Annotated in this window: 15 protein-coding genes; 9 read left to right on the top strand and 6 right to left on the bottom strand. The window is 56.7% G+C overall.

The features are described from left to right. Both clpA and clpS read right to left on the bottom strand, forming a co-directional pair. Positions 1-2322 (bottom strand): ATP-dependent Clp protease ATP-binding subunit ClpA, encoded by a 2322-nt coding sequence (gene clpA / locus OSH04_RS13035; protein WP_035268183.1) that lies wholly within the window; start codon positions 2320-2322, stop codon positions 1-3. Between the two features lie 93 nt (positions 2323-2415). Further along, positions 2416-2739 (bottom strand): ATP-dependent Clp protease adapter ClpS, encoded by a 324-nt coding sequence (gene clpS, locus OSH04_RS13040; protein ID WP_026482895.1) that lies wholly within the window; start codon positions 2737-2739, stop codon positions 2416-2418. A gap of 165 nt (positions 2740-2904) precedes the next feature. Here clpS and OSH04_RS13045 point away from each other — a divergent pair, with 165 nt between their 5' ends. Next, entirely contained in the window at positions 2905-3150 is a 246-nt protein-coding gene (locus tag OSH04_RS13045) for a cold-shock protein (RefSeq protein ID WP_003801483.1), read from the top strand. Positions 3151-3196: 46 nt separating this feature from the next. Further along, a complete protein-coding gene (locus tag OSH04_RS13050) occupies positions 3197-3667 on the top strand; it encodes a DUF192 domain-containing protein (protein ID WP_026482896.1) in 471 nt (156 codons plus the stop codon). On the opposite strand, the gene pcaF is transcribed toward OSH04_RS13050, so the two are convergent. Together pcaF and OSH04_RS13060 are read right to left on the bottom strand one after the other, a co-directional pair. Beyond that, positions 3668-4873, bottom strand: coding sequence for a 3-oxoadipyl-CoA thiolase (pcaF, locus tag OSH04_RS13055; RefSeq protein WP_266108631.1), 1206 nt, complete (start codon positions 4871-4873; stop codon positions 3668-3670). A 383-nt stretch (positions 4874-5256) separates the two neighbouring features. Next, complete coding sequence (locus OSH04_RS13060) at positions 5257-6078, bottom strand: acid phosphatase (RefSeq protein ID WP_266108632.1); 822 nt, start codon at positions 6076-6078, stop codon at positions 5257-5259. Between the two features lie 254 nt (positions 6079-6332). On the opposite strand from OSH04_RS13060, the gene bfr reads away from it, so the two are divergent. Further along, complete coding sequence (bfr, locus tag OSH04_RS13065) at positions 6333-6797, top strand: bacterioferritin (protein ID WP_026482898.1); 465 nt, start codon at positions 6333-6335, stop codon at positions 6795-6797. A 139-nt stretch (positions 6798-6936) separates the two neighbouring features. Here the strand turns inward: bfr and sodB are convergent, their stop codons facing one another. Both sodB and xseA read right to left on the bottom strand, forming a co-directional pair. After that, on the bottom strand, positions 6937-7515 hold the full coding sequence (sodB, locus tag OSH04_RS13070; RefSeq protein WP_009455685.1) for a superoxide dismutase [Fe]: 579 nt from the start codon (positions 7513-7515) through the stop codon (positions 6937-6939). Between the two features lie 54 nt (positions 7516-7569). Continuing rightward, on the bottom strand, positions 7570-8916 hold the full coding sequence (xseA, locus tag OSH04_RS13075) for an exodeoxyribonuclease VII large subunit (RefSeq protein ID WP_239055459.1): 1347 nt from the start codon (positions 8914-8916) through the stop codon (positions 7570-7572). Between the two features lie 425 nt (positions 8917-9341). Here xseA and OSH04_RS13080 point away from each other — a divergent pair, with 425 nt between their 5' ends. The 6 genes from OSH04_RS13080 (at position 9342) to adk (ending at position 13137) form a co-directional block, all read left to right on the top strand. Beyond that, positions 9342-9947, top strand: a complete 606-nt coding sequence (locus OSH04_RS13080) for a MotA/TolQ/ExbB proton channel family protein (protein ID WP_035268192.1) — start codon at positions 9342-9344, stop codon at positions 9945-9947. Beyond that, complete coding sequence (locus OSH04_RS13085) at positions 9947-10351, top strand: ExbD/TolR family protein (RefSeq protein ID WP_083053770.1); 405 nt, start codon at positions 9947-9949, stop codon at positions 10349-10351. The genes OSH04_RS13080 and OSH04_RS13085 overlap by 1 nt, the downstream gene beginning before the upstream one ends. Then, complete coding sequence (lpxK, locus tag OSH04_RS13090; RefSeq protein WP_266108634.1) at positions 10348-11427, top strand: tetraacyldisaccharide 4'-kinase; 1080 nt, start codon at positions 10348-10350, stop codon at positions 11425-11427. Before OSH04_RS13085 ends, lpxK begins: the two co-directional genes overlap by 4 nt. Then, positions 11427-11612 carry a Trm112 family protein gene (locus OSH04_RS13095; protein WP_266108635.1) on the top strand — a complete coding sequence of 62 codons (186 nt, stop codon included), beginning with the start codon at positions 11427-11429 and terminating at the stop codon, positions 11610-11612. Before lpxK ends, OSH04_RS13095 begins: the two co-directional genes overlap by 1 nt. Position 11613: 1 nt before the next feature. Next, positions 11614-12378, top strand: coding sequence for a 3-deoxy-manno-octulosonate cytidylyltransferase (gene kdsB / locus OSH04_RS13100; RefSeq protein ID WP_088452562.1), 765 nt, complete (start codon positions 11614-11616; stop codon positions 12376-12378). A gap of 102 nt (positions 12379-12480) precedes the next feature. Then, positions 12481-13137 carry an adenylate kinase gene (gene adk / locus OSH04_RS13105; RefSeq protein WP_035268201.1) on the top strand — a complete coding sequence of 219 codons (657 nt, stop codon included), beginning with the start codon at positions 12481-12483 and terminating at the stop codon, positions 13135-13137. The last annotated feature ends 47 nt before the right edge of the window (positions 13138-13184 follow it).

Here is a 13184-nt window from a genome sequence, read left to right on the forward strand (position 1 = left end):
TTAGTCGACTAATTCCGGCTCGGGACGCGAAGAGGCCTTGCTACCGGGCTCATCAGGTCCTGAAGAAGGATATTCCAGTACCACCTCGCCGTTCTCGTCCAGATCCACCTCGACCTGGCCACCATCGACCAGACGACCAAACAGCAGCTCGTCGGCCAGGGCACGGCGAATAGTGTCCTGAATAAGCCTGTGCATGGGGCGGGCACCCATGGCTGGGTCGAAGCCCTTGGCAGCTAGATGTTCGCGCAAGGCATCCGAGAAGGACACTTCGACGCGCTTCTCGTGCAGCTGGTTTTCCAGCTGCATCAGGAACTTGTCCACCACGCGCAGGATAATGTCGCGCGACAAAGGCTTGAAGCCAATGATCGCATCCAGACGGTTACGGAACTCTGGCGAGAAGTGACGCTTGATATCCTGCATTTCATCACCCGAGCGCTGGGGCTGGGTAAAGCCAATGCTGGTCTTGTTCAGCGCTTCGGCTCCGGCGTTGGTGGTCATGATCAGGATGACGTTGCGGAAATCAGCCTTACGACCGTTGTTATCCGTCAGCGTGCCGTGATCCATCACCTGCAGCAGGATGTTGTAGACGTCCGGGTGCGCTTTCTCGATTTCGTCCAGCAGCAGCACGCAGTGCGGCTGTTTGGTAACGGCTTCGGTCAGCAAACCACCCTGGTCGAAACCGACGTAACCAGGAGGAGCACCGATCAGGCGCGACACGGTGTGACGCTCCATGTATTCGGACATGTCAAAGCGCAGCAGCTCTACGCCCAGCACAAAGGCCAACTGACGCGCCACTTCGGTTTTACCCACGCCGGTCGGACCGGAGAACAGGAAGGAACCAATAGGCTTGTCAGGCAGACCCAGGCCAGAGCGCGCCATCTTGATGGCAGCCGCCAAGGCGTCAATGGCTACATCCTGACCAAACACCACCGATTTCAGATCGCGGGCCAGGGTTGCCAGCTTGTTGCGATCATCACTGGAGACCGTCTGAGGCGGAATGCGTGCAATACGCGAAACCGTTGCCTGGATGTCGGCCTTGCCGATAACCTTTTTCTGCTTGGAACGTGGCAGCAAGCGCTGCGCTGCACCAGCCTCGTCGATCACGTCGATGGCCTTGTCCGGCAAAAAGCGGTCGTTGATATAACGTGCGGACAACTCCGCTGCCGCCGTCAGGGCCGCTGCCGAGTAACGTACACCGTGGTGCTCTTCGAAATTGGACTTCAAACCACGCAGAATCTGGATGGTTTGCTCCACCGTCGGCTCTGCCACATCGATTTTCTGAAAGCGACGCGACAAGGCGTGGTCTTTTTCGAAAATTCCGCGGTATTCCGAGTAGGTGGTCGCACCCAGACACTTGAGCTGACCGGAGGACAGCGCAGGTTTGAGCAGGTTGGACGCATCCAGCGTACCACCCGAAGCCGAGCCGGCTCCGATCAGGGTATGGATTTCGTCGATAAACAAAATGGACTGTGCCGTTTCCTTGAGCTGCTTGAGCACCGCCTTCAGACGTTGTTCGAAGTCGCCCCGATACTTGGTACCGGCCAGCAAGGCACCCATATCCAGCGCGTAAACACGCGCTTCGCTAAGAATATCCGGGACGTCACCACGCTGAATGCGCAGCGCCAAGCCTTCGGCAATCGCGGTTTTACCCACGCCAGCCTCTCCGACCAGCAAGGGGTTGTTCTTGCGGCGGCGGCACAGCACCTGAATGACACGCTCCACTTCCTTTTCACGGCCAATCAAGGGATCAATGCGACCCAGGCTGGCTTCGGTATTCAGGTCTGTAGCGTACAGATCCAGAGGGGACTTCTGGGCGTCCGAGCGCGTATCGGCTTCCGCAGCAGCGGCGGCCTTGGGTGGCTCGGGGGCAGCAGGTTCCGGATTGGCCTTGGTGATACCGTGCGAGAGGAAATTGACAACATCCAGACGCGAGACACCTTGTTGCTGCAGGTAATACACCGCATGCGAGTCTTTTTCCCCGTACATCGCCACCAGCACATTGGCACCGGAAACCACATTTTTACCGGAGTTGCTGGACGATACGTGCATGATGGCACGCTGTATCACACGCTGAAAGCCCAGCGTGGGTTGGGTATCGACCTCGCCTTCACCAGGAAAAGTGGGCGTATTTTCGTTAATGAATTTACGCAGATTCTGGCGCAGTGCATCAATATCGGCAGCACATGCTTTCAACACTTCCAGCGTGGAGGCGTTATCGAGCAGGGACAACAGCAGATGCTCTACCGTGATGAATTCATGGCGCGCGGCACGAGCCTCGACAAAGGCCATGTGTAGACTGACTTCAAGTTCTTCGGAGATCATGCTTCCTCCTACACGGCAAGAGTAAAACTAGGGGTTAAAGCTATTCTATGACTAATTTGCCTGATCTGAACAATACGGTAAACCATTAAATGGTCAAGCATCAGGCACCGGCTCCATCACACACTGCAAAGGGTGCTGTCGCGACTGCGCCAGTTGTCGCACAATTTCCACCTTGGTGGCGGCAATGTCGCGTGGATACACACCACAGACCGCCCGACCCTCGTAATGTACTTTAAGCATAAGCTGTTCGGCCTGCTCCGGGGTCTTGGCAAATACCCGCTCCAGTATATTCACCACGAACTCCATGGGTGTGTAGTCATCATTGAGCAAGATGACCTGATACATGGGTGGTGGGGCAAGCCGCGCGGATTGGCGCTCTACCGTTGTGGCGCCTTGCTTATCGATCTCAATGGCCATAATACAGAACTAGGTGCTTTCCATAGGTTGACTGGGGGGAACAAAATTCAGCATCATCCGACTGATCGTGTCAACTTCACAATAAAAAGTGAGGTGCCGCGATCACAGGCCCAGGGAGGGGCCGAAAAAAGTATCAACCATACACTAAGTTGAGAGGCAGCAAGCATGTCGGAAACTACCACCACCGCAGGCACTGGAGACAATCAAAAACTATCCGGGACCGTTAAGTGGTTCAATGATGCCAAAGGCTTTGGGTTTATTACACCCGATAACGGCGGCGAAGATCTCTTCGCTCATTTTTCATCCATTCAGATGAACGGGTTCAAGACTTTGAAAGAAGGCCAGAAAGTTCTGTATGAAGTCGCCCAAGGCCCCAAAGGCAAGCAGGCACTTAATATTACTTCGCCTTAAGATCTCTTGCGCTCTCGATTCTAACAAAAGCAGGTTCGCAACACACATGCAGTATCGCACTACGACTACGGGGCCTGCGCGCCCTGTTTTTTTTGCCTGTCTTCTGGCAGCGCTTTGTATTAGCGCCCCGGTTCAGGCGGATGAGACTCTTCCCACCCTGACACTATCCCTGGGTTCCAAACAAATCCAGGCGGAAGTGGCCGATCGCGACGAGACTCGTGCACAAGGTTTGATGCATCGAGAAAGCCTGGCCCCCGATCACGGCATGTTATTCGTATTCGAGCAAAGCGGAATGCCTTGCTTCTGGATGAAGAATACGCCTCTGCCGCTGGATATCGCCTTCATTACTGAAGAAGGCACGATCACCAATATCGAGGCCATGCAACCCTTTGATCTTCAATCCCACTGCCCGGTGCGACCTGTGCGCTATGCCTTGGAGATGGAACAAGGCTGGTTCAAGCAAGCAGACAAAAAGGCCGGTGAGAAAATCACCGGCCTGCCTGCCCTGCAACCTTAGTTAGACGCGCTCAAGAATCAAAGCCACGCCCTGGCCGACACCAATACACATGGTGCACAGGGCGTAGCGTCCGCCTGTGCGATGCAATTGGTTGATAGCCGCAATCGCCAGACGCGCACCACTGGCACCCAGAGGGTGACCCAGCGCAATCGCGCCCCCGTTCGGGTTCACGCGAGGATCGTTATCAGCCAGACCCAGCATGCGAGTCACCGCCAGACCTTGAGCGGCAAAGGCCTCGTTCAGCTCGATCACATCCATTTGATCCAGAGTCAGACCCGCCAAAGCCAGCACCTTCTGGCTGGCAGGTGCCGGGCCAATACCCATGATGCGTGGCTCCACACCGGCAAACGCCATGGCCACCACACGAGCACGCGGAGTCAGGCCTTGGGCTTCGACGGTTGCCTTGTTGGCAACCAGCAGCGCGCAAGCACCATCGTTCACACCCGAGGCATTGCCCGCGGTCACGGAACCATCGGCACGCACGACAGGCTTCAAGCGAGTCAGGGACTCCAGAGTCGTGGCACGTGGGTGCTCGTCCTTATCCACCACAATGGGATCGCCCTTGCGCTGGGGAATGATCACAGGGGTAATTTCTTCAGCCAGAATGCCGGCTTCCTGGGCAGCGGCCGCACGCAGCTGGCTATTCAGGGCAAACACGTCCTGGTCTTCACGGGACACATTGAACTGCTGAGCCACGTTTTCAGCCGTTTCGGGCATGGAATCCACACCGTACTGCTCTTTCATGGCTTTGTTGATGAAGCGCCAGCCAATCGTGGTGTCATAAATACCTGCGCTGCGGGAGAACGCCGTTTCAGCCTTGCCCATGACGAAGGGAGCGCGGCTCATGCTTTCCACACCACCGGCCAGGATGAAGGAGGCATCGCCAGCGCGAATGGCGCGAGCAGCCGAACCAATCGCGTCCAGGCCCGAACCGCACAAACGGTTCAAGGTCACGCCAGGCACGTCCACGGGCAAACCGGCTAGCAGAGCGGACATCCGTGCCACGTTGCGGTTGTCTTCACCCGCCTGGTTGGCGCAGCCGTACATCACATCATCCAGCTTGCTCCAATCGATTTGGGGGTTGCGCTGCATCAGCGCGGCAATAGGCACCGCACCCAGGTCATCCGCCCTCACAGCGGACAGCGAACCGCCATAACGTCCGAAAGGCGTACGAATTGCGTCACAAATAAAGGCGTCCTGACTCATGAAATTCACCCTGATATCTTGAATAAAATCACGCGAGAGCACTATGTAGAGCGCTCGAAATCTACTGTTTTGATAGTAGCGCTTGAGTACAGCCGGGTTTTTTCTGGTGATTCAGCATGTCCGCAGTGCGGTCAGTTTAGCGCGTCCAGTCCCGAACGATCCGGCGGTCTATGCGCCAAAGCGCCTGGTACAGTGACAAGCCGAATCCGCAGCAGGAAAAGCTTATTCAATTCTCATACCCGCAACGCCAGGTAATCACGGCATTAAGAAAACAAGGCGCGTTCGCACAGGAACGCAGACGAAAGCCCTCTTTCCTGCACTCAAACCAATATGAGGACGCTCGTTTTTACAATCGCCAGCCGAACTACCCACTCAAAGCAGCGCTAGAACGGTTCGGCGCAATTAAGCGCTTGACCACTTGAAGCAACTTTCGCTTGTGCCAATTCTAGTCGGGCGGCCAGGATGTCAGCCTGGAAGGCCTCCTCACTCTGCACACGAGCCACCGCGGCGGCGCCTATCACACGCCCCGCCTCCACATCACTTTGCCAATGTACATTGCAAATGACACGGCTTTGACCGAAAGACAGGCCACGAGCCAGCAACTCATTACTTCGTTCGGGGCTGATCTGCGCCAACACTAGTGCCCATGCCCAGCCAGCAGCCGCATGGCCCGAGGGATAGGAACCATCATTGCGCAAAAACTCCTCATCCGCTGGCGTGCATGTATCTTCATTATGAAGATCGAAAGGACGCACCCGCTGATACTTGTTTTTGGCTCCGTAAGTGGATAGACCCGCATCAGGCAACAAGCGACGCATCATCTGATAAATAACCGGCGTGCTCTCTTGGTCGATTTGAACTCCCAATGCGCACGAATAATTCTGAGCGGGCCGTGGAAATACCAAGTCTGCATCTTGTTTAGCCAGTGCCCAGCGAGCTGACTCTTTTAACTGCCCGGCAGCCCGACGCGCTTCTTCATCCCGGGCAAAGGCCGCACTATCTGCAACCGGCGGCGGATCGAGGAGCATCACACTATCCGGCAGTTCAGTTTGGTCCAAGTAACCAGCCACCCGCTTGACGGAAGAGTGACTTTCCTTGACTTCCAAATGTGTAGAAGGCTGAGCGCTCAACTGACCCGCCGACAAAACCAAGACACCGCCCACCAGGCCCAACAAGACAGGACGAACACGCAAAGCAGCAGACATAGCAGACCTCGACTAAAGGAGCAAAAAGCCCCGGTTTCGGAAAACGCCAACGGCCGCGTGTGAAGCTCTTGACCCGGCTGAGACCGGTAAACACTGAAGCTGCATCCCGGCACGATTGGACGACAATCCGCGATCTTGCCATTGCAGCCGCCAAACTGAATAGAGTGCTTGCCATTTGGTGCCACAGATCAAGCACCCTCATGGCCTGCTCATGGCATACTTCCCCCGTTGACATCCTCTACAGGCTCATCACCATGCAAGGCAACCCCGAAGTCCTCGACTATCTGAATCAACTGCTGCGCGGCGAACTCGCAGCGCGCGACCAGTACTTTATCCATTCCCGTTTTTACGAGCATCTGGGTTTCACGCAGCTTTACGAGCGTATGAACCACGAAATGGAAGAAGAAACACAGCACGCTGACGCCCTGATACGCCGCATCCTGATGCTCGACGGTATTCCCGACATGCGCCCCAATGCGTTTGAACCCGGCAAGGACGTGGTCGGCATGTTGCGCAAGGATCTGGAACTGGAATATGAAGTTCGCGCCGCTCTGCAAAAAGGCATGGCACTGGCAGAATCCGCCAGCGATTTCGTGACACGCGACATCATTCTGGCCCAGTTGCGCGACACGGAAGAAGACCACACCTACTGGCTGGAGAAGCAATTGGGCCTGATCGAAAAAGTGGGCCTGGAAAACTACCAGCAATCCCAGATGTAAGGTCTTCAAAAACAAGGCATGGCCGCACACGCCCTATGACTTGTTTTCATTGAAGCCAAAAAAAAAACCGCCAGCATGCGCATGGCGGTTTTTTATTGGCGGGTAGCCCTCCAATGAGCGCTACCCTCAACCTGGACGATTAACCCAGGTTCTTGGCAGCAAAGTCCCAGTTCACCAGGTTCCAGAAAATTTCCAGGTACTTGGGACGGGCATTGCGGTAGTCGATGTAGTAGGCGTGTTCCCACACATCACAGGTGATCAGGGCGACGTCGTCGGAAGTCAGCGTCGTGCCAGCGTTGCTGGTGTTGACGATGTCCAGGGAACCGTCGGCCTTTTTGACCAACCAGGTCCAGCCCGAACCGAAGTTGCCAACGGCAGACTTGGTGAAGGCTTCTTTGAAGGCGTCAAAGCTGCCCCATTTGGCATTGATGGCATCAGCCACTTTGCCGGTAGGAGCGCCGCCGCCGTTAGGGGACAGGCTGTTCCAGTAGAAAGTGTGGTTCCAAACCTGAGCAGCGTTGTTGAACACGCCACCGGAGGATTTCTTGACCACATCTTCCAGGGAAGCGTTTTCAAATTCGGTGCCAGCAACCAGATTGTTCAGGTTGGTGACGTAAGCCTGGTGATGCTTACCGTAGTGAAACTCCAAAGTTTCCTTGGAGATATGTGGCTCAAGGGCGTTGAGTTCGTATGGAAGAGCTGGAAGAGTGAATGCCATTTCAATTCCTTCTAAAAAAAAACCGTGTTTGGTATCCAACAAGGACGACGCAGCCTAGAGCAGATCGTGCGTGCGCACCACATCCACCGACACATGACCGCGACTCAACTCGACATCGAGTCGTTCACCAATCTTTAAGTCTAACGCATTTTTTACAACTTTCCCCTCGCTATCCCTGACTATGGCATATCCACGATTGATGATAAGGCGCGGGGACAAGGCTTGCAGCGTTTGCTGGGCCGCGGCCAGGCGCTGGCGACGCAAAACCAGCGCATGATCCAGACCTTTTTCCAGCCGTTGGAAAAGCATATTCAGATTTTGCTGTCTTGACGTCAGCTGAGGAATGCTGCGCTCCAAACGCGCCCTCAAGGTAGTCAGGCGCAACGCAGCAGTATCGGGGACGCTGCGAGCCACACGTTGCAGTCTTTGGGTGAGATGATCCAGACGTTGCTGCTGCTGGGCCAGGCGTTGATGCGGAGAGACCAATTTGGCTACCGCCCGATCCAGACGCAGAGAGGCCCGATCCAGATGACGCTGCACACCGTGGCTCAGCGCGCCCATACGCGCAAACACCTGTTCCAGTAACTGATCGCGCCCCAGACAGGCCAGTTCGGCGGCGGCGGTTGGCGTGGGTGCGCGCAAGTCAGCTACAAAATCAGCAATGGTGAAGTCTGTCTCGTGCCCCACCCCACTAATAATAGGGATAGGACTGGACGCGATCAGACGCGCCAGACCTTCGTCGTTAAAAGCCCAGAGATCTTCCAGACTTCCGCCCCCACGTACCAGCAAGAGCGTATCAACCTCGGCCCGCTCAATCGCCGTTTCCAAAGCTTGCCGCAATCGCGGCGGTGCCTCAGCACCCTGAACCGGAGCCGGGTAAATAATAAGGCGAACATGGGGGGCGCGCCGTTCCATGGCAGTGAGCACATCACGCAATGCAGCGGCGGCCAGAGACGTGATAATGCCGATGCTGCGCGGCAAGGTGGCAATAGGACGCTTGCGTTCCGGCTCGAACAGGCCTTCGCTTTGCAACTGCCCCTTCAGACGCAGAAACGCTTCGTGCAAATCCCCCAGGCCAGCGCGGCGCATGCCTTCGACCTGAACCTGAAAGTCGCCACGTGCCTCGTACAAGGTGACCGAGCAGCGAAACTCGAAGCGCTCGCCCGCACGCGGCACAAAGCCGACGGCCTGGGCACGCCCCCGAAACATGACGGCACGAACCGCGGCCTTATCGTCCTTGATGGAAAAGTACCAATGCCCCGAAGCGGCCTGGGTAAAGTTCGACACCTCACCACTGACCCAAACCACGGGCATATGCTCATCCAGCAATTGGCTGACACGGCGATTCAACTGTGCCACGGTCCATACCGCAGGTGCTCTAGATTCTTGATAATGCATCATATTCTTTGTTTTTGACTCGCCCCGAACTAGTTTTCCACCGCTCCGTATCCACAACTGTCATGCTTTTGTCAAATAGACGCCAAGACAATGGCTTCCGTTGAACACCTGATGCAGCACTTTATCGAAAGCGGATAAGCCATTGAAATTAAAGACTATTTATAAAAACATCAAGATGGTCGAAAATTAGCCAGAGAACCTCTAAACCACCGCCCGAGCCACTATGGGATGTTTTATACACAGAATTATCCACAGTTTTTGTGGATAGTTTTAGCACTACACCTATTACTTCAAATACATCAGGGGTTTGGCCGTGCTTTGTGGGAAAAGACCGTAAAGTGTACCGCGCTCGCGCCGGAACATTCCCGCAATGCGGACAGGGGCTCTACAATAAGCGCTGATTTATTTCGTGACCGGATAATAGACTCGTGCTTACTTTGATCCATGCCGCTGGCTGGCCTGTCTGGTTCCTGCTGGCCTGCTCCATTCTTGCCCTGGGTTTGATCCTGGAGCGTCTTTTAGCCCTGCGCAGCAAACGAATTCTACCGGCCGGACTGGCACGCCAGATCAGCGAGCTGACGGCCCAGAACCGGATTCAGGACGAGTCCCTGCCCCGCCTGTACGATAACTCCCCTCTGGGTCGAGTATTAGCCACCGTACTGAAAAACCGCCACCAAACTTCCGCCGTGCGTGAGTCTGCGGTCGAGGCAGAAGGTAAAGACATCAGCTACCAATTGAACAAGTACATTCCGGCACTGGGCACCATTGCCGTGATCGCCCCTTTGCTGGGCCTGTTTGGTACGGTTATTGGCATGATCGACATTTTTGCTGCCTACGACCCCGCCGGTGGCGACCCCAGCCTGATTGCCCGTGGCATTTCCGTGGCCCTGTACAACACCGCCCTGGGGATTCTGATTGCCGTCCCGGCCATGATCTTTCACCGCTACTTTCGCAGCCGTGCCGACTACCTGCTGCACTGCCTGGAAACGGAAGCGGGTGCGCTGGATCGTCTGCTGGCTCAGAGGGCCGTCTAATGCGCTTTCGCCGAGCCCAAGACCAGGACACGCTGGAACTGAACCTGGTGCCCTTGATAGATGTTTTGCTGGTGGTACTGATTTTTCTGGCTGCCAGCAGCACCTTCGTGCGCTATCGCCAGTTGGATGTTTCCTTGCCCCAGGCTCAGGCCCAGGCCGCCCAGACCACTGAACTGTTACTGGCTATCAGCCAGGACGGGCGCTACGCCTTGAACGGCATGTGGCTGGATGCCAGCAGTAGCTCTCCCCTTAGCCAAGCCTTGTCGAGCGAAAAGACTGACGAAAACAGCAGCCTACTGATTCTGGCCGATGCCCAAGCCCCCCACTTCGCGGTGGTACAGGCTATGGAGGCCGCCCGTCAGGTTGGCATTCATCGCATTCACTTTGCAACCCAGGCCCCATGAGCGTGCGCGTCCGCCTGACTCATTGGCTTCACCAGCAGTGGCAGAAAAAAGGCTGGTTCAGCCTTGTGATGCGCCCGCTTTCAGCGCTGGCTGCGCTCTTCGTACAGCGCAAGCAGCAACGCTACGAGCAAGATCCCGCCGCATCCTACCGCAGCCCGGTGCCGGTGATCGTGGTGGGCAATATCATCGTGGGTGGCGCAGGCAAAACCCCCGTCGTCCTGGCTCTGACCGAGCAATTGCGCGCCCTGGGATGGACACCCGGCATTGTCAGCCGAGGTTACGGGGTAGAGATCGGCCCCAGCCCGCGCGTAGGCCAAGGCCAATTGGCCGCCGAGCAATTTGGCGATGAACCTGCTCTGATTGCCGCCCAAACCCGGGCCCCCATCGCCGTTCACCCTCGCCGTGCGCTGGCGGCCCAGGCTTTGCTCAAGAAATTTCCGGCAGTCGACCTGATTATTTCGGATGACGGCCTTCAACATCTGGCCTTGCAACGCGATATGGAAGTCGTGGTACAGGATGCTCGCGGTGTGGGAAATGGCTTGCTGCTGCCAGCCGGACCATTGCGTGAAAGCCCCGAACGCCTGCGTCGCGTGGACTGGCTGATCAGCCAGATTGTGGCCGACCAAACGCCGCCTTCCACCCCTCAACCCACCGAGCCTGGCCGCGCCCTGAGCATGAGCCTGCGTCCTTATCAGCTGGAACACCTGAGTTCGGGCCGTCGCCTGAGCTGGTCGGACTGGTATCAGGAATACGGCCAGCAAGAACTGCAGGCGCTGGCCGCCATTGGCCAGCCCACCCGTTTTTTCACGATGCTGCGCGCTTGTGGTCTGCATCTGAGCCAGACTTTCCCCCTGCCCGACCATGCCGCCTTGCAAGCTCAGGACTTTCAGGCCCTGCATGAGGGGCCGGTACTCATTACCCGTAAAGACGCCGTAAAATGCCAGCACCTGAACGACCCACGTCTGTGGGTTGTGGATGTCCAGCCCGTGTTTTCACGCCCGGACTGGATTGCTGAACTGGATAGCCTGCTGCGCGAACGGCGCTCAACCTTACCCACATTACCCGGAGTTCAATAATGGAAGCTCGCCTACTCGAAGTGCTGGTCTGCCCCTTGTGCAAAGGCCCGCTGCGCCACGACCGCGAACAGCAAGAATTGGTCTGCAAGGCCGACAAACTGGCCTTCCCCATTTTGGACGGCATCCCTACCATGCTGATCAACGAAGCACGTCAACTGGACGCGCAGGAACCTTCCAGCAACTGATATGACTTTTTCCGTCATCATCCCTGCCCGCCTGGGTTCCACCCGTCTGCCCAACAAACCGCTGGCCGACATTGCAGGCCAACCCATGATCGTGCGTTGCGCTCAACAAGCCGCGCAAAGCGGGGCGCGTCAGGTCTGGGTGGCGACGGACTCACCGCAAGTGCTGGAGGCTGTCCGGGCGCATGGTTTCAATGCCTTGCTGACCGATGCAGAACACCCGACCGGCACTGACCGTCTGGCCCAGGCCGCTCGCCTGCTGGAGCTGTCCGAGGACGAGATCGTGGTCAATGTGCAAGGTGACGAGCCCCTGATTCAGCCCGAACACATCAATGCCGCCGCCAAGCTGCTGGCACGCAGCGAACAGGCCGACATTGCCACGCTGGCCGCGCCCATCAAGAACGCCGAGACACTCTTTAACCCCAATGCCGTCAAAGTGGTTTGCGACCTGCAAGGCCGCGCCCTGTACTTTTCCCGCGCTCCCATGCCCTGGGCCCGCGACGCGCTGGCCGGTGGCGAACAGGTACTGGCCGACGGGCTTCCCGCATTGCACCATATTGGCCTTTATGCCTACCGAAATCGCTTCCTGCAGCAGTACGCCCAGCTACCTCGTGGGCCACTGGAACACTTCGAGTCTCTGGAGCAACTGCGAGCCATGGAAAACGGCTTCCAGATTATGGTTCACCGCCTCCAGGAGATTCCTGCAGCCGGGGTAGACACCGAACAAGACCTGGAAAGAGTACGCGCTCACTTCGCAAATCGGTTATAAAAGATCTTTTTTCTGCTCTATCCGAATAAAAAATGCGCTAAATATGCTGCAACGCATCATACTGAAGCGAGAATCGGATCGACGCATTTCCTGGAGGAATTCATGCGACTCATACTGCTCGGGCCCCCTGGTGCCGGCAAAGGCACTCAAGCTGCTTTCATCACCGAGAAATTTGGTATTCCACAAATTTCCACGGGCGATATGCTGCGTGCCGCTGTCAAAGCCCAAACCCCGCTGGGTGTAGAAGCCAAAAAAATCATGGACGCCGGCGGCCTGGTTTCGGATGACCTGATCATCGGCCTGGTACGCGATCGCCTGCAAGCAGCCGACTGTGAGCCCGGCTACCTGTTCGACGGTTTCCCACGCACGATTCCCCAGGCCGATGCCTTGAAGGATGCCCAGGTCAAACTGGACTTCGTGATCGAAATCGACGTACCGGAAGAAAGCATCATCGAACGCATGAGCGGCCGCCGTATCCACGCTGCCAGCGGTCGTAGCTACCACGTCACCTTCAATCCACCCAAAACCCCCGGTGTGGACGATGTGACGGGCGAACCCTTGCTCCAGCGCGACGATGACCGCGAGGAAACCGTACGCCACCGCTTGTCTGTCTATCGCGAGCAGACCCGCCCTCTGGTCGATTACTACTCGCAATGGTCAGCCACCGGCGACCCGCAAGCTCCGGCCTATCGCAAGATTTCCGGCGTGGGCAGCGTCGATGAGATCCGCCAGCGCATTGTGGACGCCCTGGCAAGCTAAGTAAGTCAAGATTCAGCCGGCCCCAAAAGGGCCGGTTGTTTATTATC

The organism is Alcaligenes nematophilus, from assembly GCF_026344155.1.
Taxonomy (GTDB): Bacteria; Pseudomonadota; Gammaproteobacteria; order Burkholderiales; family Burkholderiaceae_B; genus Alcaligenes; species Alcaligenes phenolicus.

Coding starts and splice junctions, on each gene's coding strand:
- adk (WP_035268201.1), top strand. CDS start 12,481: ATGCGACTCATACTGCTCGGGCCCCCTGGTGCCGGCAAAGGCACTCAA.
- xseA (WP_239055459.1), bottom strand. CDS start 8,916: ATGATGCATTATCAAGAATCTAGAGCACCTGCGGTATGGACCGTGGCA.
- lpxK (WP_266108634.1), top strand. CDS start 10,348: ATGAGCGTGCGCGTCCGCCTGACTCATTGGCTTCACCAGCAGTGGCAG.
- OSH04_RS13060 (WP_266108632.1), bottom strand. CDS start 6,078: ATGTCTGCTGCTTTGCGTGTTCGTCCTGTCTTGTTGGGCCTGGTGGGC.
- sodB (WP_009455685.1), bottom strand. CDS start 7,515: ATGGCATTCACTCTTCCAGCTCTTCCATACGAACTCAACGCCCTTGAG.
- bfr (WP_026482898.1), top strand. CDS start 6,333: ATGCAAGGCAACCCCGAAGTCCTCGACTATCTGAATCAACTGCTGCGC.
- clpS (WP_026482895.1), bottom strand. CDS start 2,739: ATGGCCATTGAGATCGATAAGCAAGGCGCCACAACGGTAGAGCGCCAA.
- OSH04_RS13085 (WP_083053770.1), top strand. CDS start 9,947: ATGCGCTTTCGCCGAGCCCAAGACCAGGACACGCTGGAACTGAACCTG.
- OSH04_RS13045 (WP_003801483.1), top strand. CDS start 2,905: ATGTCGGAAACTACCACCACCGCAGGCACTGGAGACAATCAAAAACTA.
- kdsB (WP_088452562.1), top strand. CDS start 11,614: ATGACTTTTTCCGTCATCATCCCTGCCCGCCTGGGTTCCACCCGTCTG.
- OSH04_RS13050 (WP_026482896.1), top strand. CDS start 3,197: ATGCAGTATCGCACTACGACTACGGGGCCTGCGCGCCCTGTTTTTTTT.
- clpA (WP_035268183.1), bottom strand. CDS start 2,322: ATGATCTCCGAAGAACTTGAAGTCAGTCTACACATGGCCTTTGTCGAG.
- pcaF (WP_266108631.1), bottom strand. CDS start 4,873: ATGAGTCAGGACGCCTTTATTTGTGACGCAATTCGTACGCCTTTCGGA.
- OSH04_RS13095 (WP_266108635.1), top strand. CDS start 11,427: ATGGAAGCTCGCCTACTCGAAGTGCTGGTCTGCCCCTTGTGCAAAGGC.